The 21,052-nt window shown below is 62.7% G+C and carries 21 protein-coding genes; 9 read left to right on the top strand and 12 right to left on the bottom strand.

Features of this window, described 5'->3' with window-relative positions:
• Positions 1–58 precede the first annotated feature (58 nt).
• Positions 59–493, top strand: coding sequence for a universal stress protein (locus V8P86_RS02470; RefSeq protein WP_336325656.1), 435 nt, complete (start codon positions 59–61; stop codon positions 491–493).
• On the opposite strand, the gene V8P86_RS02465 is transcribed toward V8P86_RS02470, so the two are convergent.
• The 3 genes from V8P86_RS02465 to V8P86_RS02455 all read right to left on the bottom strand — a co-directional run bounded on the left by V8P86_RS02465 (position 494) and on the right by V8P86_RS02455 (position 2,709).
• On the bottom strand, positions 494–1,108 hold the full coding sequence (locus V8P86_RS02465) for a stage II sporulation protein M (RefSeq protein WP_336325655.1): 615 nt from the start codon (positions 1,106–1,108) through the stop codon (positions 494–496).
• A 4-nt stretch (positions 1,109–1,112) separates the two neighbouring features.
• Positions 1,113–1,574: a 30S ribosomal protein S19e gene (locus V8P86_RS02460; protein ID WP_336325654.1), complete on the bottom strand. Its 462-nt coding sequence runs from the start codon at positions 1,572–1,574 to the stop codon at positions 1,113–1,115.
• 79 nt (positions 1,575–1,653) lie between these two features.
• Positions 1,654–2,709, bottom strand: coding sequence for a PAS domain-containing sensor histidine kinase (locus V8P86_RS02455; RefSeq protein WP_336325653.1), 1,056 nt, complete (start codon positions 2,707–2,709; stop codon positions 1,654–1,656).
• 155 nt (positions 2,710–2,864) lie between these two features.
• Here V8P86_RS02455 and thiL point away from each other — a divergent pair, with 155 nt between their 5' ends.
• A complete protein-coding gene (thiL, locus tag V8P86_RS02450) occupies positions 2,865–3,734 on the top strand; it encodes a thiamine-phosphate kinase (protein WP_336325652.1) in 870 nt (289 codons plus the stop codon).
• Here the strand turns inward: thiL and V8P86_RS02445 are convergent, their stop codons facing one another.
• Complete coding sequence (locus V8P86_RS02445) at positions 3,735–4,877, bottom strand: site-2 protease family protein (protein ID WP_336325651.1); 1,143 nt, start codon at positions 4,875–4,877, stop codon at positions 3,735–3,737.
• A 101-nt stretch (positions 4,878–4,978) separates the two neighbouring features.
• Positions 4,979–5,221: a DUF7123 family protein gene (locus V8P86_RS02440; RefSeq protein ID WP_336325650.1), complete on the bottom strand. Its 243-nt coding sequence runs from the start codon at positions 5,219–5,221 to the stop codon at positions 4,979–4,981.
• 344 nt (positions 5,222–5,565) lie between these two features.
• Here V8P86_RS02440 and pyrH point away from each other — a divergent pair, with 344 nt between their 5' ends.
• Together pyrH and lysS are read left to right on the top strand one after the other, a co-directional pair.
• On the top strand, positions 5,566–6,261 hold the full coding sequence (gene pyrH, locus V8P86_RS02435) for a UMP kinase (RefSeq protein ID WP_336325649.1): 696 nt from the start codon (positions 5,566–5,568) through the stop codon (positions 6,259–6,261).
• The gene (gene lysS / locus V8P86_RS02430) at positions 6,251–7,894 is read left to right on the top strand and encodes a lysine--tRNA ligase (protein WP_336325648.1); all 1,644 of its coding nucleotides are present in this window, start codon (positions 6,251–6,253) and stop codon (positions 7,892–7,894) included. Before pyrH ends, lysS begins: the two co-directional genes overlap by 11 nt.
• Before the next feature lie 24 nt (positions 7,895–7,918).
• Here lysS and V8P86_RS02425 read toward each other — a convergent pair whose 3' ends face one another.
• Positions 7,919–8,323, bottom strand: coding sequence for a pyridoxamine 5'-phosphate oxidase family protein (locus V8P86_RS02425; RefSeq protein WP_336325647.1), 405 nt, complete (start codon positions 8,321–8,323; stop codon positions 7,919–7,921).
• A gap of 94 nt (positions 8,324–8,417) precedes the next feature.
• Between V8P86_RS02425 and V8P86_RS02420 the strand changes: the two genes are divergently transcribed.
• On the top strand, positions 8,418–10,196 hold the full coding sequence (locus V8P86_RS02420) for a site-2 protease family protein (protein ID WP_336325646.1): 1,779 nt from the start codon (positions 8,418–8,420) through the stop codon (positions 10,194–10,196).
• A 239-nt stretch (positions 10,197–10,435) separates the two neighbouring features.
• Here V8P86_RS02420 and V8P86_RS02415 read toward each other — a convergent pair whose 3' ends face one another.
• From V8P86_RS02415 to V8P86_RS02390, 6 genes are all read right to left on the bottom strand, one after another.
• Positions 10,436–10,729, bottom strand: coding sequence for a hypothetical protein (locus V8P86_RS02415; protein WP_336325645.1), 294 nt, complete (start codon positions 10,727–10,729; stop codon positions 10,436–10,438).
• A gap of 3 nt (positions 10,730–10,732) precedes the next feature.
• Positions 10,733–11,725: a radical SAM protein gene (locus V8P86_RS02410; RefSeq protein ID WP_336325644.1), complete on the bottom strand. Its 993-nt coding sequence runs from the start codon at positions 11,723–11,725 to the stop codon at positions 10,733–10,735.
• A gap of 71 nt (positions 11,726–11,796) precedes the next feature.
• Complete coding sequence (locus V8P86_RS02405; RefSeq protein WP_336325643.1) at positions 11,797–12,744, bottom strand: isocitrate lyase/PEP mutase family protein; 948 nt, start codon at positions 12,742–12,744, stop codon at positions 11,797–11,799.
• A gap of 69 nt (positions 12,745–12,813) precedes the next feature.
• Entirely contained in the window at positions 12,814–13,446 is a 633-nt protein-coding gene (locus V8P86_RS02400; protein WP_336325642.1) for an isochorismatase family protein, read from the bottom strand.
• A gap of 3 nt (positions 13,447–13,449) precedes the next feature.
• The gene (locus V8P86_RS02395; protein WP_336325641.1) at positions 13,450–15,303 is read right to left on the bottom strand and encodes a hydantoinase B/oxoprolinase family protein; all 1,854 of its coding nucleotides are present in this window, start codon (positions 15,301–15,303) and stop codon (positions 13,450–13,452) included.
• Entirely contained in the window at positions 15,300–17,360 is a 2,061-nt protein-coding gene (locus V8P86_RS02390; protein WP_336325640.1) for a hydantoinase/oxoprolinase family protein, read from the bottom strand. Before V8P86_RS02390 ends, V8P86_RS02395 begins: the two co-directional genes overlap by 4 nt.
• A 195-nt stretch (positions 17,361–17,555) precedes the next feature.
• Between V8P86_RS02390 and V8P86_RS02385 the strand changes: the two genes are divergently transcribed.
• The 4 genes from V8P86_RS02385 to V8P86_RS02370 all read left to right on the top strand — a co-directional run bounded on the left by V8P86_RS02385 (position 17,556) and on the right by V8P86_RS02370 (position 21,049).
• Entirely contained in the window at positions 17,556–18,428 is an 873-nt protein-coding gene (locus V8P86_RS02385) for a CheF family chemotaxis protein (protein WP_336325639.1), read from the top strand.
• Between the two features lie 76 nt (positions 18,429–18,504).
• The gene (locus V8P86_RS02380; RefSeq protein ID WP_336325638.1) at positions 18,505–19,161 is read left to right on the top strand and encodes a helix-turn-helix domain-containing protein; all 657 of its coding nucleotides are present in this window, start codon (positions 18,505–18,507) and stop codon (positions 19,159–19,161) included.
• Positions 19,162–19,185: 24 nt separating this feature from the next.
• On the top strand, positions 19,186–19,953 hold the full coding sequence (locus tag V8P86_RS02375; protein WP_336325637.1) for a ribonuclease H-like domain-containing protein: 768 nt from the start codon (positions 19,186–19,188) through the stop codon (positions 19,951–19,953).
• Positions 19,954–20,011: 58 nt separating this feature from the next.
• A complete protein-coding gene (locus tag V8P86_RS02370) occupies positions 20,012–21,049 on the top strand; it encodes a DUF7350 domain-containing protein (RefSeq protein ID WP_336325636.1) in 1,038 nt (345 codons plus the stop codon).
• Positions 21,050–21,052 lie beyond the last annotated feature (3 nt).

Genomic DNA, 21,052 nt, shown 5'->3' with positions numbered 1-21,052 from the left:
TCTCACCCGGCCGACAGACGGCCGTAGAACTTTCTTGCCGGGGCGAAAACACGGCTCCATGTACGACGATATTCTCGTTCCCACCGACGGGTCCGAAAGCGTCGCGCAGGCACTTGAGCACGCCCTCGTCCTCGCCGACCGGTTCGATGCGACGGTCCATACGATCTACGTCGTTCAGGCCGACGGGATCACCGAGACACTCGACGAGACAGAGTTCGAGGATGTTTTCGACCGACTCGACGAGGCGGGTCAGAAAGCGGTCGAGAGGGTCCGCGAGCAGGCGCGTGCAGCCGGCCAGGACATCGAAGCCGCCGTTCGACGTGGGACCCCGGCCGAAGAGATCGAAGGCTACGTCGACGAGCAGGAGGTCGATCTCGTTGTCATGGCGACCGAGGGCCGCACCGGAAGCGCCCGAGAGATGCTCGGCAGCGTCACCGAAGGGGTCGTCAGATCCGGCTCGGTCCCGGTGCTGACGGTCAACGTCGGCGACTAATCAGACGAGCAGCCGCGTGAGTCGGACGGTCACGACCGATTCGATCACTGCCGCCAGCAACACGGTCAGCCACGCCATCACGACGACGAGGCCGGTCTGTCGCCACTCCCTGTTGGTGAGATAGCGCGGCTGTTGGCCGACGAGGACAGCCAGTGCCCGGAGAACGAGCCTGAAACTGACGGCCGCTGCGAGTGCTAGCCCGACGACTTTGACGACTCCGTGCGGTGCTACCGCGACGACGAGAAGGCCAGGGCTCACCGTCCCGATCGACGAGCCGACGTAGAGACCGACGACGACGCCCTGTGCGACGAGACCGAGTGCGGTGATCGCTCCCAGCGTGACGGTGCCGACGACCAGCATCGACACGAACTCGGTATCCGTCCGGATGAGCGCGACCAGCGGGCGGTCCTGTGTGAGAATCGAACTCGCGAGTCGAGTGAAGGGCAGCCGCGCGAGCCGTCCGCTGCCGACCGACTGCGAGAGCATCCCGGCGACGACCGAACAGCAGACGAGGACGGCCGAAAAGAGCGCATACGGCAGATGAACCGCGAGTCCGTCCCGGAGGTCCCGAGAGAGCGCCGACGGCGTCTCGGTCGAGCCGTCCGGGCTGGTCATCGCCTCAGGCGTAGCGTTCGAGCGCGGGGTCGTCGAGGTCGTCGAGGACGTCCTCGGCGGTGTCGTCGAGCAGCGCCTGTCCGTCGGGCGTGACCTTGCGGCCCTCACCTTCTGCGGTCTCGACGTAGCCGGCTTCTTCGAGCTGCTGGAGGGCGGTTCGGATCACGTTGCCGGAGCCGTCGGCGCTGTGTTTCGGGCGGACCTGGTAGCGGTTCGAGCCCTGTTTGCTGCCGCCGTACTCCGTCTGGAGCGCACCGACGCCGACGGGACCGTCGACGGCGACCTTTCGGAGAAGGCTCGCGGTCCGGCGGGTCCAGAACTGCTCCTGCTCGGGTGGCAGTTCCCGGTCCGCGCCGGATTTCGTGTAGGCGATCCACTCTGGCTGTTCGACTGCATCTTCCTCGGAGAGCACTTCGACGAGTGCCTCGATCAGTTCCTCGGCAGGCACGTCGTAGACTGTTGTCATTGGCAATTCCTTCCTGTCGGCGTCATATAACAGTTGTGAAGCCCGACAGCGCCCCTGTTACCGACTCACAGCCGGTTTTTCAGCGATGCGGCAGCACGATCACCGCACAGTTACCGCCGTCGTCTGCCCGCCTGTTCAGTTCGAGTTCGCCGCCGACGGTGTCTGCAACCCAGTTGGCCAGCCACAGGCCGATACCCAGCGAGTGCATCAGCGGCGTCTCCTTGCCCTCGTTGATCGCTTGTCGGTCACTCTCGGGAATCGGCGGACACTCGTCTTCGACGATCGTTCGCACGGCGGCGTCAGTCTGCTCGACCCGGATCCAGACGGTCGGCTGGGAGTTCGGGTTGTGTTCGATAGCGTTCTCGACGAGTTCGTTGATCGCGATCCGGTAGGAGGTGGGTGCGTTGACAATCAATTCCGTCGGGAGGTCGAGTTTGATCTTCGCGTCCGGATACTCACGGCGGATCTGGACGGCCAGATGCTCGATCAACTCTGTGATATCGGTTTGGTTGTGATCCGAGGGATTGAACCCGACTTCAGTCTGTGCCGTCCGGGCCTTCTCGCTCAGTTCCATCAGTTCCTCCGCGGCGCTTTCGATCTTGTCTGCCGCGGTCCGATACCGCTGCTCGTCGGCGTCTTTCAGCGTCGCGGCGTGGCCGAAAATCAGATTGAGGCGGTTGCGGACGTTGTGTCTGAGCACCCGACTCAACACGTCGAGTTTCTGCTCGCGGTGGCGTCGGGCGCGAACGTCCCGCGCGACCCCGGTCAGGCCGTTGTACTCGTCGTTTTCCGAGGGCAAGAGGCTGAATCGAATCTCGACGGGCTTTCGCTGGCCCCCCTTGGTCACCACTGTCGTCAGCATCGAGCCCGACGTCTCGTCGGATGCGATAGCTGACCTGATCTGTCTGTTGAACCGCTCGACCTCTCCATCCCCGAGTACTAACTGCGGATCTGCCCCGATCAGATCCTCGCGCGCGTAGCCAGTCAGCTCCACGAACGCGCTGTTCAATAGCTCGAAGCGCCCCTCCGCGTCGAGCATGTACAGACCGTCTTCAGCCTCCTCGACGAGATGCGAATAATCTCCGGCCCGGGCCCCCACTCCCCCTCTCTCGTTCGATCCCTGCTCTCCACTCATCCTGATTACACGTTGTACCGTACCACACCCGGGGGACTTAAACACACCGCAAGCAATCGCTCTGTTGTCACTCCACTCGTAACAAATATGTTGAGCATACAAAATCTGTTAGTTTCGGTGGGGTCGTTTTTGTGCCCCCACGGCGTACCGTCAGTATGGACGAGCGTGAGGCGCTTCGGGCGCTTGCTGGGACGATTCCCGATGCCGGCGACGATGCGGCGGTCGTCGACGGCCTTGCAGTCACGACAGACATGCTCCATCGGTCGACGGATTTCCCGGTTGGAACGACTCACTACACCGCGGGATGGCGGGCAATCGGCGCGTCGCTGTCGGATATCGCGGCGATGGGCGCGGAGCCAGTTGCTGCCGTCGCGGCCTACGCCGAGACCTCACTGGAGTACGAGGAGATCGAATCGTTCGTGCGTGGCGCCAGAGACGTCTGTGCACAAGCAGGCGGGGAGTACGTCGGCGGTGATCTCGACGACCACGAGGAACTGACCGTCGCGTCGACGGTCGTCGGTCGGGCCGACCAGCCGGTCTTCCGCTCGGGCGCGACGCCGGGCGAAGCCGTCTGTGTCACGGGAACACTGGGCCGTAGCGGGGCCGCACTCGAACTGTTCGAACGCGGGGAGACCGACCGGGCGAACGAGTTGTTCCGGTTCAGCCCACGTGTCCCGGCTGGCCGAACGCTCGCCGAGCACGCGGGGGCGATGATGGACAGTAGCGACGGTCTCGCGCGGTCACTACATCAGTTGGCCGAAGCCAGCGACTGCGGGTTCGCAATCGAGTCGCCGCTTCCGGTCGCCGATGTCGTCGAAGAAGTCGCCGAGACAGACGAACAGCGACGGGAGATGGGTGCCTTCTTCGGCGAAGATTTCGAGCTCGTCTGTACGGTCCCTGACTCGGCTGTCGAGCAGATCCGCGACGAACTCTCGGTTCCGTTCACGCGAATCGGCGATGTTGTCGGCTCAGGACTCACGCTCGACGACGAGGAACTCCCGGACCGGGGCTACACACACGGGTGATCAGGCGAGTTCGACGATTTCGACCGGAATGGGCGTGAAACAGAGCGCAGCGAGAACGAAGGTGATGACGCCGAGTGCCATCCGTTTCCGGTCCAGCGACTCGTCGTTGATCGGATCAGCCGGGCCGGCGTAGGCGAGACCGACGGCGAACAGCCCCCACATCGCCCAGATGCCGACCGAATCGATCCCGTCGACGACGACGAGCAGGTAGCCTGCCAGTCCGAACAGCACGGCGGGGACGAACGAGGCGATCCGTTCCTGCTGTTCGCCGACCATCGCCCGGAGGATGTGTCCGCCGTCGAGTTGGCCGACCGGCAACATGTTCAACAGCGTGACGAGCATCCCGACCCAGCCGCCGAAGACGACTGGGTGGATCGCGTTCTTGCTGAGTTGTTCGGTCGCACCGGTTGCGAGCGCGATCAGTTCGAGCAACGGCGGGTGGTTGAACCGGACACCGGTTTCGGCCTGGGCAACTGCCGCTTCCTGTGCCGGCAGCGGATCGAGTTGCAATCCGATTGCCGTGACTACGACCGTCGCTGCCAGCCCCGCGAGCGGTCCCGCGGCACCGATATCGAACAGCGCCTTTCGGTCGGGAATTTTCCCTTTCATCTTGATGACTGCCCCCATCGAGCCGATGTACGTCGGCAGGGGGATGAAATACGGAAGCGAGGCTTGCACGTTGTGATAGCGGCTCATGACGTAGTGGCCGAGTTCGTGGACGCCGAGCACGCCCAGCACGGCCACGACAAAGGGCCAGGCCTCGATGGCCCGCCACGGCTCGCTGAACAGGGGCACCTGATACCAGAAGTACGCGCCCGCGAACATCGTCGAGAAGATTGTCGCGACGAACAAGAACAGATTCGTCCGGGGAATGCCGTCCAGTTCCATCGAGTTCGGTTCCGCCACAAGGACGTACTCGCCGCGAGACAGCGGGATCCCGTTGCTGGTCTTGTAGCCACGCTGGATCGAGAGTTCGTATCCTCGTTCCCGAAAGAGCGGCCACAGTTCCCGTTCGAGTTGCTGACCGGGGATCGTCGGCTCCCCGACGTAAAGGACAGTGTCGTCTTCCCTGCGGACTTCGTAGGCGTTAAAAACGGATGCGATCTCCTCGGCCGGGGGAGGAGTCTCGGCGCTGCTATCCATCGCTGTCTGTTAGGGCTTGTTCATCAATAAAAACCACGGCCCGTCGGGCTGTGGGCGTCAGTTGCGGGCGGCGTGTTGTCGCGGGGACCAGACACGACACACTATGCCGGTTCGATGCGCCACGTGGTCGCACTCGTGTACGACCACTTTTCGATCTCCAGGTCGACGGTATTTTTCTTGAGTTTGACCATCAGCGCTCCGATCTCTTTCGGGGAGAGTCCGACCTCCTCCGCGATGAACTTGCTTTTGAAGTACATCTCTCCATCTTGGGCTTTCCCCTTGAGATACGACCGTAGTCGTTCTTCTTTCGACCGCGTGTCGTCGGAGGATTGTGTCGTGCTCATGTCTACACTCATATCATGGCGGTACAGGGGCATATAAAGAAAGGAAGCTTCGTGTTGGTTTGGCTGCATTCAGGTTGAATCAGCGTAAAACGGACTTTTCACGAACCGATCTTAGGTGCCTAGATTGTTTAAGCTACTATCTGAAGTTGTCTTATCGATTGTAAAACCACGGATAATTCCAGAGAGTTCTATCCAGAATAATCTCCGTATGACTGCCGTGATCCGGCAGAATGTTCTGGTTGTTGCTACCGAACATGTACCATTTGCTTGCTTTGGTTGGGCGATTACGTCGGCTTCGCTGGCCTTGACAACCCTTAAGATGGAATCGCGGTTACGGCGATGCAATGAAAGTGATCGTCTCAATCGGCGGGAGCGTGCTCGCGCCGAGTGTCGAATCAGACCGCGTCGCCGAGTACGGCCGGGTGCTCCGGGAACTCGAAGACGCGGGTCACACCGTCGGTGCCGTCGTCGGCGGCGGGCCGACGGCCCGGGAGTACATCGGTGCCGCCCGAGAACTGGGGGCAAACGAGATGGAACTCGACCAGTTAGGTATCGCCGTGACGCGACTCAACGCGCGCCTGTTGATCGCCGCGCTCGAAGACCGGGCGGTCCCGACGCCGGTCGAGACTCACGAGCGCGCCCGCGAGGCGCTGCGCCACGGCGACATTCCCGTCATGGGCGGCACTGTCGCCGGCCACACCACCGACGCCGTCGGTACTGCGCTGGCGGAGTACACGGACGCCGATCTGTTGATCTACGCGACCAGCGTCCCGGGCGTCTACGACGCCGACCCCAACGAGGACCCTGACGCGACGAAACTCGACTCGCTGTCTCCCGCCGAACTCGTGGATGTCGTCTCCGATATCGAGATGTCCGCCGGCAGTAACGCGCCGGTCGATCTGCTGGCGACGAAACTGCTCCAGCGTTCTGGCTTGCGCGCGGTCGTTCTCGACGGGACCGACCCCACTGCCCTCTCCCGGGCAGTCGAGGGAACGCACGACGGCACGGACGTGATTCCGGAGGACACTCATGACAGCTGACTACCCCGATCCCTACGAAGTGCTCGACACCGACCACGCCTTCTGGGCCGATGCCGTGGCGGATGCGGTCGAACAGCGCAGCGACGACGACCCGATCGTCATCAAGGGCGGCGTCTCACCCTCCGGCGTTCCCCACATCGGCCACGCCAACGAGATTCTGCGCTGTCATCTCGTCGCCGAAGTGCTCCGTGACCGCGGCCACGAGGTTCGGCAGGTCTTCACCGCCGACGACCGCGATCGACTCCGAAAGATTCCCCGACGCCTCGCGGATCTCGACGGCAATCTCGTCGGCCTCGGTGAGATCGACGCCGGCGCACTCGGCCGCAATCTCGGCAAGCCGTACACCGACATCCCCGACCCGTTCGGTTGCTGTGACTCCTACGGCGAGCACTTCACCGAACTACTCCGTCTGGAAACCGAGAAACTCGGCGTCGACGTCGACTTTGTCTCGAACACCGAACTGTACGAATCCGGCGAGTTTGAGGAGGTGACACGGCACGTTCTCGAGAACCGCGAGCAAGCCCGCGAGACCCTCGCCCAGTACCAGAACAAGATCGACGACGACTATGTGCCGTTTTTCGCCCGCTGTGGCAACTGCGGGCAGTTGACCGAGACGATCACCGACGTGGATCTCGACGCCGGGACGGTCTCCTATCGCTGTACCGACGCTGAAGCAGGCGGCGACACCATCGACGGGTGTGGCCACGAGGGGACGACCGATCTCAGCGACGGTAAACTTCCGTGGCGCTTCGAGTGGCCCGCCCAGTGGAAGGTGCTCGGCGTGGACTTCGAGCCCTTCGGCAAGGACCACGCCGAGGGCTCCTGGCCCAGCGGCGTCGATATCGCCCGCAACGTCGTCGACGTCGAACCGCCGGTCGGGATGGTCTACGAGTGGTTCACGCTGGAGGGCGAGGCGCTCTCGTCTTCGGAGGGCAACATCGTCACCGTCGGCGAGGTGCTGGACATCCTCGAACCAGAAGTATTCCGGTATTTCTTCGGGAAAGAACCGCTCAAACAGCGGGATTTCAGTATCGAGCGAATCGACCAACTCGTCGACGAGTTCGACCGACTGGAGCAGGTGTACTTCGGCGAAGTCGACGCCGAGGACAGTGAACGCGACCTGGCCGAACGCCTCTATCCGCATCTCGTCGACGAGATCACGGAAGACCGGATTCGCATCCCGTACACCTTCGCGGCCGTGCTGGGGATGACCGACGACCCGGAACTGCGCGAGGAAATCGCCCGCCGGGAGGGTCATATTCCCGACGATGCGCCCGAGTGGGCCATCGAAGAGGCCCTGTCGCGAGTCAAACGCGCCCGGGAGTGGGCCCGTCTCACCGAGAACGCCTTCGATTACGAACTCAAGCGCGCGGAAATGCCCGAGGCCTCGTTCGACGACGCGACGGCGGCGGCGCTCGATGATCTGGCCGACTTCGTCGCGGAGGGTCACGACGGCGACGAGATTCAGGCCGAGATTTTCGATCTCGCCGAGGAGTACGACATCGCTGTTGGGGATTTCTTCGGCGCCGGCTACCGACTGTTCTTCGACGACGACGAGGGCCCGAAACTCGGTCCGTTCCTCGCCCGACTGGACGAGGAGTTCGTCGTGGGACGACTCCGCCGCGAGCGGTAGCGTCCGGGAGGCTGGGACACGTCGTTATTCGTCGGGATCAGCCGAGAAGACGCGCTCCGGCCGGATTCTGAGGATGACGCGCTCGCTGACGATCTCCTGTGGGTAGGGTTCGCCGAAGTACCGCTGTGAGAGTTCGTCGATGTGTTCGCGTGCGCCCTCAGTGGTGATCTTTTCGACCTCGCCGCTGACCGAAAGGAACCGATAGGGGTTGTCGGGATCGAGCATGCTCGCCGAGACGGCGGGGTTTCGCTCGACGTTTTTGGCCTTCTGTCGGTGTCGCTCCGTGTTGACGAGCAGGCGGTCGTCGGCCTCGTCGTAGCCGATCCAGACGGGGCTCGTGTGCGGGAGTCCGTTCGGGAACATCGTCGTCACGTGTGCGAACGTCGCTTTCTCGAAGAGATCGTGGAATTCGGCTGGAATTTCTGCCATGGAGGGCCTGGGTGCTCCGGGTAGTTAATATTCCGCCTGCACCTGATCTGTCGAGACCAAACCCTCTTTGCCGGACCGGCCTAGGGTACAGGTAATGTTTGGCCTGTTGACGTGGGTCCTCCTCGGTGTCCTTCTCTATACAGCAGTTGCGATGGGGTTGAGTGCGCGTGGCTACCTCCCTGATTCGGTCAGTGTCACGGGCCCGCTCACGACCGTCCACACGAAACGCGGCCGGGCGGTGCTCAACCGGATCGCCCAGCGCAAGCGGTTCTGGCGAGCCTGGGGGAATCTCGGCGTCGGTATCGCACTCGTCGTGATGGCGATTGCCGGCTTGGCTGTTGCCCTGTCGGTACCCGCGGTGTTCGCCCAACCCGACGGTGCCGGAACGCTCCAGAGCCCCGAAAACGCGCTGGTGATCCCCGGAGTCAACGATTTCCTCCCGCTGTCGGCCGCGCCGGCCATCGTCTTTGGCCTGCTCGTCGGCCTCGTCGTCCACGAGGGGGGGCACGGACTGCTCTGTCGTGTCGAGGACATCGAGATCGAATCGATGGGGCTGGCGCTGTTTACGATCATCCCGATGGGTGCGTTCGTCGAACCGGACCCCGACGACCAGCAAGCCGCTGATCGGGGCGCACAGACCCGAATGTTCGCCGCCGGTATCACCAACAACTTCGCGATCTGTGCGATTGCGGTCGTCCTCTTGCTCCCGCTTGCCGCCTCAGTCGCCGTCGTCCCCGGTGCGCCGGTCGGAGCGACAATCGACGGCTCCGGTGCCGCATCGGTCGATATCGACCAAGGCGACGTGATCACTGAAATCGACGGCACACCGATCGAGAACGCCTCCGAACTGGAGGCCGAACTCGACGCAAACAGTGCCGGAACTGTCGAAGTCGACCGACGCGACGCCGAATCGGTCACCGTCGACCGACGGTTGCTCATCGTCGAACATGCTGAGGGAGTCGCCGATGGGATCGTCAACACCGATCCACTGACCCGCATCACCGCGGTCAACGGCACGGCAGTCGACACCGAACCCGACTTCGCGTCGGCGGTCGCCGACCGGCCGGTCGCCACTCTCGAAACGATGAACCGGGGCAACGAAACCATTCCAATCGGTGCGTACGTTGCCGAAATCCCCGAGGGAACGGCACTCGCCGAGGCTGGCGCGCCGACGGACGGAACCGGAGTGACGATCACTCGTATCGACAACACGCGGACCGCAAACGCTTCTGCGTACGAATCCGCACTCGCCGAGCGTGACCCCGGCAGCGAGGTTACTGTCGAGGCGTATATCGACGGTGAGCGTCAGATTCTCAACGCAACCGTCGACGGGGATTCGACGCTCGGAGTTCCCGAGACGATCGTCGCGGATGGATACAGCGGCTTCGCCTTTGACGATTTCGGCGTCGATACCTATCCGGCCGAGCAGTTCCTCTCCTTCCTCGACGGGAGTAACGCCGCCGCATTCCCCGCCGTGACCTCCGTTCTCGTCTACATGGCGAATCTGCTCATCCTGCCCTTCGCGACGCTGCTCGATCCGTCTGTCAGCTACAACTTCGCCGGATTCAATGGAGAGATGGCTTCGTTCTTCGTTGTGCAGGGGCCGCTCTCGGCGCTCGGCGGGGTGGTCTTCACCGCGATCAATCTGCTGTTCTGGACGTGGTGGGTCAATTTTAACCTCGCACTGTTCAACTGCATCCCGGCCTTCCCGCTCGACGGCGGCCACATCCTGCGGACGAGTTCGGAGTCGGTCGTCTCTCGGCTTCCGGTGCCGAACCGCCGACTCATCGTGACGGTCTTTACTAGCATCATCACCATCGGCATGGTCTTTGCCGTCCTCGTGATGGTCTTCGGACCGGCCCTGCTCGTCTGACCCGCTTTTCCTGTTACTTCGACTCACACACGGCTGCAGTCTGGCACTTTCACTTTCACTCCGGCTGGGTCGGTTATATACCCACCGAGGGCATCTGTTTCACATAGAGGGTCTTACCCTCTTCTTGTCACACGCTCTTTCCCCTTTGGCTACGTTCGATCAGTGCCGACTGTCTCTTGGCAGCGGGCAACTGGTAGTAATCGGATTCGCGGTTCTCGTCGTCTTTCGGGGACTCTAATTCACTCTCCGAGTTCCTCGACATCCTCGCCTGCGTCGCCACCCATGCCGACGGCGTGTTCGGTCTCGACAGATTCGATCCCATCGAGGCCACAGAGGTCGTCGATGCGTTCCTGCTCGATTTCGACGCGGAGCGCGCCGAACTGGAGGGGCTCTTCGACGGAGCCATCCACGCCTTCGATCTCTGTTTCGAGGTCGCGTCGCTCCTGCTCGTCTTCAGCGGTCACGATTAGTTCGACCTCCTCGTCCTCGATGGGATCCTCGCGCATCCGCCGGACGGGGTGTGAGAGATACATCGCTCAGGCCAGCGGCGTTCGTTCGACGACAGTCCCCTCGACGGTCGGATACTGTTCGACGATTTCGCCCTCGTCGAGGTCGCCTTCCTCGATCATCTCCTCAAGCAACCACCACGCGAGTTCGATGTGCTCGCTTTTCGTCGAGTAATAGTCGGTCGGCACGCCGAGTTCGTCGAGTCGGTCGCTCGACACCCACGTCTTGCCGTAGACGAGCGTGCCGTCGTCGGTCACCTCGTCGAAGGGGCGGCGGATGTTCGTCGCCATCCGTTTGAGGCGATTCCGGTGCTGGGCGGCGTCTTTGAACACCGAGGTACAGAAGTAGACCTTCTCGTGGTCACCCATCGTCTCCAGAATCTCGTGGCTTCCTTCGACGGCGCTCATGTGACCGTCTTTGAGTTCGTAGCCTTCCTCCTGCATCCGCCGGAAGTTCCCGTCGCTCATCTCGAACTCGTTTATATTACAGAACTCGGCAGCACCCTCGTCGAGGAACTCCAGGAACTCCTCTTCGGCGCGGATGCCCGGAATCTCGAAGGCGGGCGTGAGGCCTTCGTCGCGTGCGATGTGGAGGATCTCCTCCCACTCGGTACCGTGCATCTCGCCCCACAGCTCAAACGGCGGGTGGAAGCGAATCTCGTCCAGTCCCGCCTCGGCGAGGCGGCGCATGTTCTCCCGGCCGCCGGTGATGCCGGTGTAGAGGTGCGTGTGGTGGTCCTCGCCGAATTCGTCTTTCAGCAGTTCGATGTACCGGCAGGTCCGTTCGAGGACTTCCTGCGGTTCGCCGCCGGTGATCGACGACCCCATCGCGTCCATTCGCTTGGCCTCGTCGATGATATCCTGGTCGTCGGTCACTTCGCGCTCGTTGGCGTAGACGTCGGTGACGTTCTTGCGGTTCTCGCCGAGCGGGCAGTAGAAACAGTCGCGCTGGTCACAGTAGCCGTAGACAAAGAGTACCATCTTGCCACCCTCGGCACACTGTTCACAGCCCTTCGAAATCATTCAGAACAACATAACAGATCGATCTGTAAAAGGGATGCGAAAGGACCCGGAGCGGCCGAATCGCGGCTCTCTCACTCCCCGTCGACCTCGTCGCCCAGCGAGCCCTCGTATTTCTCCTGTTCCTCCTCGGGGAGATACTGCCGCTCCCACTCGACGACCTCTGGGAAGCCCGAAAACTCGTGGAGGCTGCCGACTGGCTGTTCGGCGAATCGGTCGTCGATCGATCGCATCGCCGCCACGGGATCCTCGGCGAAGGCGGCCATGTCGGCGTAGACGTTCGCGATAGTCGACAGCGTCGCGGCGATGGGAAAGATGACCAGATCGAAGCCCCACTCCCGCAGGGAGTCCAACTCGACGTATGGTGAACTCCCAATGTCCCCAACGAAGTTGTAGACGAGCGGGCCGTCGACCTCCCGACCGACGCGCTGCAGTTCGCCGCCGTCGGTCGGTCCCTCGACGAAGGCCACGTCAGCGCCCGCGTCGAGGAAGTCGTTGACGCGGACGATTGCTTCGTCGAGCGAGCCGTCGCCGGTCCCGCGGGCGTCGGTTCGGGCGATCAGAACGAAGTCCTCGCCGCGGTCGTCGCGCACGTCCGCCGCCGCGGCAATCTTTCCGACCGCTTCCTCGCGGCCGATAACCTGCCGGCCTTTCGTGTGCCCGCAGCGTTTGGGGAAGGTCTGGTCTTCGATGTGTATCGCGCCGACGCCGGCTTTGATGTACTCTCGAACTGTCCGGATGACGTTGGTGGCGTTGCCGTAGCCGTTGTCGGCGTCGGCGATCAGCGGCACGCTGCTCCGTTCCTGAATGTTCGCGGCGTTGTCGATCATCTCTGGCATGGTGACCAGCCCCGCGTCCGGGTAGCCGGTCTGTGACAGCGAGGTGCCGTAGCCGGTCATATAGATGGCGTCGAAGCCGACGGCATCGGCCGCGGCGGCCGTCATCGGATCGTGGACGCCGGGACAGACGAGCAGGTCGTCGCCTGCGAGATGGCTTCTGATTTGTGCGCCGGATTCGGTCATCGCTGTCCCTCTCTCATTTTGCCTGCTGATTGCTCGCTGTCGATGCCTGCCGCCATCTGTGGTATAGTCCTAATCATCGTCGAGATAGTCGATCACGTCGCTGGTCGTGACGACATCACCGTACTTGGCGTTGATGTCGTAGAGATTCGCCCGGTGCGGGCCTTCTTCGCGGTCGCCGACGGCATCTTCTGGTACGATTGTCCGATAGCCGTGCTGGAGGCTGTCGACGGCCGTCGCGCGGATACAGCCGCTGGTGGTCACACCGGCGAGCACGAGCGTATCTACCCGGTGGGTGGTCAACTCTGTTTCGAGATCAGTTCCGTAGAACGCACTCGCGTACTTCTTCAGAATCACGCGCTCGTCGTTTTCCGGTGCGATCTGCTCGTCGACCTCGACGGCTTCTGTCCCCTGACGCAACTCTTTCAGCGCCGGCACTTTCTCGACGAACCGTCCGGCGTCGCCGTAGGAGTCCTGATAGGCGACCGTCGTGAAATACCGCGGGAGATCCTGCTCCCGGAAGGCCGCGAGCAGGCGCTCTGTCTCGTCGAGCACGTCGCCGACCTCCGAGCCGAGTCCCGTCGAGGGATCGGTGAAAGCGTTGATGAGATCGACGACGAGCAGCGCGGGCCGGTCGCCGAGTCCGACCGACTCGCCGAACTGGTCGGGCCCGCTATCCTCGTCGGGGTCGTATGGCCAGTCCATGGCTCAGTTGTGTCGATCCTCGAACTCGTCGCGTTCCGCGGCGATGGTTTCGGCGAGGTCCTCCTCATTCGGCATCGGCCCGTAGTCGAAGGCCTCGGGTTCGCCGCGATTCTCGCGGATCTCGCTCCGGCGGTCTTTCGTCGCCGACTCGTCGACCGATCCACCCGAGAGGACGACGCCGTACTCCTCGCGAGCGGCGTCTTCGCTGATCAGTCCGCGGTCGACCTCTGTCGCCACGACCTCGGGGTCGCGTTCGAGCGGGTCGCCGAGACCGCCACCGCCGGCGGTTCTGAACAGCAGCTTGTCGCCAGGTTGGACGGCGACATTTTCGACCTTCGAGGGTAATTCTTCCTCGGTGCCGTCGGCGCGGATCAGTTTCTTCTCGCTGGTCTGGGCGTGTTTGCCGCCCTCGACGCCCCACGGGTAGGTGTGCGCGCGGTCGTCTTGGAACGTGATCGCGCCGGGTTCCTCGAAGGTGTAGACTTTCGTGATGCCGTGGCCGCCGCGGAACTGCCCGGCTCCGCCGGTGTCCTCGCGGGTGCTGTACTCCTCGATGGTCAGCGGGTAGTACGCTTCCTGGTACTCCGCCGGCACGGTCCTGAACAGCGGCCACCAGGAGTGGCCGTCGAGGCCGTCGCCGCCGGGTCGGGCCGGAATCCCGCCGTAGAGGATTTCGAGCATCTGAAAGTCGTTGCCCTCCGAGTCCGTCCCCGCGTAGACGAGATTCGGCGAGGTGCCGTAACTCCCCGCCACCGAGAAGCCGTCGATGAGCTTCGAGAACGTCGCCTGCAGCACGTCGAACTGCCGAGCCATCATCGGCAGGCGATTGCCGAGTGCGGCCGGGAACTCTGGCTGGACGACCGACCCCTTCGGCAGATTCACCTCGAACAGATCGTAGTAGCCGTCGTTGAACGTGAGGAGGGGATCGAAGGCCATGATCAGGAACACGCCGGTGAACATCTTGAACATCTCCTCGTTCAAGAGGAAGTTCACCGTGCCCTCGACCTGGCCGTCGGTGCCGCTCCAGTCGAGATAGACCGTCTCGCCCTCGCGGTAGATTTCGAGTTTGAGTTTGATCGGCCCGTTACCCATCCCGTCGTCGTCGACATAATCGACGAAGGTGTATCGTTCGCCCTCGGGGATGAACTCGTGGATCAGGTCGATCATCCCGTCGCGGGTGCGGTCGAGGATGGCGTCACATCCTTCGAGGTAGGTCTCCTTGCCAAAGCGGTCACAGAGTTCGTGGATGCGCTTCTCGGCGGCCTTGGTTCCTGCCGCCAGTGCCTTGATATCCGCCTCGGCGTGTTCGGGCAGGCGGGTGTTGTGCGCGAACGTCTGGAGGAGTTCGCTGTCGAACTCGCCGGCCTTGTATAACTTGACCGGCGGCAGGCGCATCCCCTCCTCGAAGATGGTGCGGGCCTGGACGGGCATGCTGCCCGGCGTCTTCCCGCCGACGTCCATCAGGTTACCCCACTGACTGGAGAAGCCCACCAGGTCGTCGTCGTAGAAGATGGGCCGAAGGAGCAGCATGTCCGGCGTGTGCGAGACTGCGCCAGCGCAGGCGTAGGGGTCGTTCGTGGCGATCACGTCGCCGTCTTCGAGGTCGTCGCGCTCGAAGGGGGAGTTCTCGATAATCTCGTCGATGGCGGAGCCGAACTGTCCCATCACCATCCGGCCCTGCGGATCGGCGATCAGCGGGAACTGGTCGGACTGCTCGCGGATGACGGGGCTGATCGCCGTCGTCTCGACGACTCGATCCATCTCGTCGCGAGTGTTCGCGAGTGTGCTCTCGATGATATCGAGTGTGGTCCGGTCGATATCGTGCTCGCCGACGAAGTCGGGTGTTTCGGTGCTCATTGTGCGTCACCTCGGGTGATTTCGATGTTTCCGTAGCGGTCGATTATCGCGGTGTGATTCGGCTGGACGACGACCGTCGAGTCGTCGTCGGTGACGATGGCCGGCCCAGCGAGTTCGTTGCCCGGTCGCAGTTCGGTCCGGTCGTAGGTCGGCGTCTCGTAGTACTCGCCGTCGAAGTACACGTCGTTTGCGTCGATTTCGGCGGCCGACGGGTCAGGATCCCCGGGTTCGGTCTCCTCGATAGTGACGCCTTCTAGCATACCCTTGCCGATGACTCGCAGGTTCGCAATCTCCAGCGGCGCGTCCAGCGAGAAGCCGAACCGCTGGTCGTGTCTGGCCTCGAAGTCGTCTTTAATCTCGCCTAATCCGGTCTCGGTCAGATTCTCGATATCGACCGGGATGGACATCTGGATATCCTGCCGGAAGTATCGACACTCCGCGAAGTACTCGAACTCGCGGTCAGATTCGGGGACGCCCTCGCCAGCCAGCCACTCGCTGGCCTCGGCTTCGAGCGTCTTGAGTTGGTCGTGGACATCTGCTCCCTCCACATCCTGATCGGTCTCCAGATAGGTTTCGGAGAACTCGTTTTGGATGTCCGAGGTCAGGAAGCCGAAGGCGGACATGACACCCGGTCCTGGCGGGATGATCAGCGGATACGCGCCCATGATATCCGCCAGCGCGTTAGCGTGCATCGGCCCGGCACCGCCGAAGGCGACCAGTCCGAACTCCCGGGGGTCGTACCCTCGTTCGACCGACACCACACGGAGCGCGCCGTGCATGTTCTCGTTGACGATGTCTAAAATAGCCTGTGCGGCCTCCTCGACCGTGCTGTCGCGCTCGTCGGCAATCGTCGCGACGGCTTCGCGGGCGGCCTCCCGGTCCAGTTCCATCTTCCCGCCGAGTTCGACGTTCGGCGGGATGCGGCCGAGGACGACGTTTGCGTCCGTGACTGTGGGCTGTTCGCCGCCCTGTCCGTAACAGGCCGGCCCCGGATCGGCACCGGAACTCTCCGGCCCGACCTGTAACGCGCCGCTCAACTGGACGCGTGCGATCGAGCCGCCGCCGGCCCCGACCGTGTTCACGTCGACAGACCGAGACTTGAACTCCCGGTAGCCGACCTTCGTCTCTCGACTCGTCTCCGGCGTGCCATCTTCGACCAGCGACACGTCTGTCGACGTACCGCCCATGTCCAGTGTCAATACGTCCGGAACACCCTTCTTCTGGGCGATGGTCGCCGCGCCGACGACGCCGCCGCTCGGCCCCGACAGCGCGAGATCGACTGGTCGCTCCGTGGCAGCCTCGGAACTCATCAGCCCCCCATCCGACCGCACAACGTTCATGGTCGCCTCCGAGCCAATGTCCGCGAGCGACTCGTCGAGGTCGTCGAGATACTCGATGACTGTCGGACGCGCGTAGTCGTTGATGACTGTTGTCAGCGTTCGCTCGTACTCGCCGTACTCCGGCACGATCTCCGAAGAGATCGAGACTGGCAGATCGTCAGTCTCCTCCTCGACGATCTCCCGGACTCGCTGCTCGTGGGTCGGGTTGAGATAGGAGTTCAACAGTGCGACGGTCAGCGACTCGACACCCGACTCGTCGAGTTCGCGCACGGCCTCTCTGACCGCAGCCTCGTCGAGCCGTTCGGTCTCCTCGCCGTCCGGTGAACTGATCGTCCCCGCGATCCCCCGCGTGTCGACCAGATCAGCCAGCGGATCCGGCTTCTCCATGTCCATCCAGCCGTACAGCGGACCGGGCGTCCACGCCCGCGCCAGATGGAGGATGTCCTCGTGGCCCTCCGTGGTGAGCAAGCCGACCCGCGAGCCGGTCTCTTCGAGCAGCATATTCGTGACGACCGTCGTCCCGTGAAAGAGCAGGTCGAGGTCGCTCACCGAAGCATCGGCCTTCGCAACCGCCTCCTCGACGCCCGCGATGACTCCCTCTGAGGGGTTCGCTGGCGTCGAGAGCACCTTGTCGATGGTCAGTTCGTGTGTCTCCTGATCGAAGACGATGACGTCGGTGAACGTGCCACCGACGTCGACGCCGAGATTGTGTGTCATGCTATATCGTACCGTGTATTCACACGGTCGAAACAGGCCTAATAGTACTCCCAACACCTGTTGGCTGTATATATCCCGCTGTGCAGGAACGGAAGGGCGGCTATCCTCGCGGATGGCCATCGGATCTCCTGCGAGGCCTCTTTTCGCTCCGTAGTAAGGCTAAAGAAGGTCCTGTCCGATAGGCCAGTTCAGAGCATGTCGTCGGTCCTCGCAGACTTCACGGCCCAGTTCGCCGTCGAAGCCGACGGCATCGAGACGCCGACGACGGGCCGTCTCGTCCTCCGCAAGGATCAACTCGTCTTGGCGGCGACGGCCGACGAACAGTTAGCGATCCCGCTGTCGGCGGTATTCGACATTCGAACCGGTTCCGTCCCGCAACTGTTCGACCCGCTGCCCGGAACACCCGTGACAGTCGCCTTCGAGCGGGCCGGCGGGAAGGAAGTCGCGCTGATCGCAACAGACGAACCGACTGTCCGGAAGTTCACTACGATTCTGTTCAAGACGATTCTGAACGGCACCCACGCCACGATCAAACACCCGGCCAAACTCGGCGGGCGCGTGCTCGACGCCGGGTTCCGCAGTGCCGTTCTCGCCGTCGAACGCGAGCGACTCACCTTCGAGACGGGACGCGGGCCCGTCGTCGTCGCGCTCGACGGCGTGATCGATTTCAGCCGCGAGCAGCGGACGATCGACGGACTGGACCGGTCCGTGGTCGTCGTCGATCACGTCCGGACCGGCGACACCATCACGACGGTCGCGGCGACCGACTCGGCCCGAACGCTCTCGGTGCTCGGACGGTATCTCCGTCGAGAGTACGACAAGCAGATGGCCACACTCCGTGAGCTCTCACTGTCCGAGGCAGAAACCGAACTGCTGACGACGCTTTACTCCACCGGAGACCGGCAGGTTTCTCTCGCGAGCGTACTCGGAACGGACCCGGATCAGATCCGGAAACTGCTGCACGCACTCCACGAGAAGGGGCTGGTCGAGTCGGGTGAACACGCCCCGATACTCACTTCGACTGGCCAGATTGTCGTGACGCAGTATCTCGAACGCGTCAACGCCTGATCTGCGGGTCGCTCGAACCGTTTCTCGGGGTGTGGTTTTTTGCTCTCCGCTTGCGTGTCTCTGTCTAAGGGGGAGCATGTTTACCGCAACCATTCATTTCACGCAGGACCGCGACTGCATCCTCCGCCGGCTGACCGCCGACCTCCCGGAGCCAGTACCGATCGAAATCGAGGAGATTCAGGACGGACTGGTGACTTTCGTCCTGCGATCTGGCTCGCACACCGACCGGTTCCACTCCGAACTCGACGCGGCCGACCACGTCGAACACGTCGCGAAACTCGACGAGGAGAACCTGCTCGTCACGAAACCGTCCTGTGGCGCGTACTCTGCGATCTACCAGAACCACGGGACGCTGCGCCGGTCGAACACGATTTCTGGTCGCCAGCGCGAGTATCATGTGCTGGTCTTCCGGCGGCAGGATCTCAAGGCAATCATCAGTGACCTCGAAGCGTTCGGGACCGTCACGCTCGGCACACTCACGGAGTTCGAGGAACAAAGCGAGTCACAGGTCACGGACCGCCAGCGCGAAGTCGTCCGCGAAGCCCTCTCGCGGGGGTACTACGACTGGCCGCGGAAGATTACCAACGAGGAGCTAGCCGAGGAACTGGAGATCAGCCGTGCGACGCTGCACGAACATCTCCGCAAAGCCGAACGGACACTCCTGTCGTCGGTGCTCGCAGATCGACACGCCCGGACCCGCACGGAGAGTCCAGTCGCTGATCGAAACGGTTAATCCGGCCGCTCACACAGTAGACCTGTGCGAGTCGAGAACAGCTTTCTCGGAGCAGAGGGGATCGGCGAGACCATCGAGCGCCGTCTCTGGACACAGGGAGTCACTCACTGGACGGAGTTCGATCACGACTGTGAGGGTGTCGGGCCGACCCGGGCGGACCGAATCGAGTCGTTCATCGAGGGGGGGCGCCGGGCACTGGACGACGACAACGTCTCCTATTTCGCGCAGTCGTTCCCGACCGGATCGCGCTGGCGACTCTACGAGACGTTCCGTGAGCAGGCCTGCTTTTTCGATATCGAGACGACGGGACTCGATAAGCGTTCGAACGTCGTCACGACGGTTTCCGTCCATCAGAACGGTCAGACCCAAACGCTCGTCCGCGGTGACGATCTGACGCGCGATGATCTGCTCGGCGTCTTCGAGGACGCTGGGCTGGTGGTGACGTTCAACGGTGCCCGATTCGACATCCCGTTTCTCGAATACGCCTTCGATCTCGACCTCGATCTGCCGCATATCGATCTGATGCCGACCTGTCGGAAAGTCGGCCTCTCTGGCGGGCTGAGCGAGATCGAACGCGAACTCGGGATCGGCCGGGAACTGCCCGACGTGGACGGCCGGGAAGCCGTCCGCCTCTGGCACGAACACGAACGCGGTGCCGACGGCGCACTGGAGCGACTCATCGAGTACAACCAGGAAGATACCGAGAACATGGTGCCCGTTCTAGAGCAAGTCGTCGAGGAACTCGACAGGGAAGTCGTCCCTGACGAGGCGTCGCTGGTCAGCCCGGAGTGAGTTTGGCCTTCGAGGGCTACACCAGAACGGTTAACCGCGTTTTGCCCTATAAGTAGCTATGAGACGCCGAGTATTTCTGGAGATTGGCGGTGCCGCCGGCCTCGCGTCGCTGGCTGGCTGTCTCTCTGCGGGTTCTCCCTCACCGGAGGTCGAACCCGGCCCGCCGTGGCGACGGGACGGCGAAGTTTATCACACCGGTCACGACGGCGGAATGGAGATGATCGGCTTCGCCCAATCCGGCTCACTTACCGTGGGGCTCTCGTATGCGTTTCCCACGCAGTTCTGGACAGTCGCCGGCTCTCGTCGAAATCGAATCGACCTCACGGATCGGAATGATGCCGTTCACATCATGGCGTCAGTCTGGGACACCGACACAGAGACGGTCTTCCCGATTGCCTCTGGGCTTCGTGTCTCCGTCGAGCGGGACGGATCGTCCCCCATTCAGAAGGCGCTGTGGCCGATGCTCAGCCAGAAAATGGGATTTCACTTCGGCGATAACTTCACGCTCGAAGAGTGGGGCGAACATACGATCACTGTCGATATCGGCAGCCCGTCGCTGCAAAAGCGCGGTGGCCTCCAGGGAAGTTTCGAGGGGATTGACTCGGTGAGCTTCGAGTACAATTTCCAGCTCTCGAAACGAAACTACAACATTAGCGGGACAGAGAAAATCAACAAGCGCGGCACGCACGCCGCTGTCCCGCCGATGCAGATGTCGAGACACCCACTGTCGTTCGCGCCGCGACCGAGCGAGATCCCCGGTCGCCTGCTCGGACGGGCCACCAGCGGCGACGCTGACTTTCTGGTCTTTGCGGATGACTCGTCGCTCGTGGTTTCGCCGCGGACGCCGTTCAACCGCTTCGTGTTGCCGCTCATGTCGCTGTCGGCGCGCATCGAACGCGATGGTCAGACCGTCACCGAGGGCTCGTTGACACCCACGATCGATCCGAGCCGTGACTACCACTATCGCCGTCCGATCGATGGAGTCGAGACTGGGGATACGATTACGATCAGCATCGACGCCCCACCGCAGACCGCCCGACACGCCGGCTACGAGTCCGCGTTCCTGGAGATGTCCGACGTGACGATCACTGTCTGAGTC

The sequence above is a fragment of the Halovenus anhuiensis genome, assembly GCF_037080055.1.
Taxonomy (GTDB): Archaea; Halobacteriota; Halobacteria; order Halobacteriales; family Haloarculaceae; genus Halovenus.
This window is presented reverse-complemented; position numbering and strand designations above follow the sequence as displayed.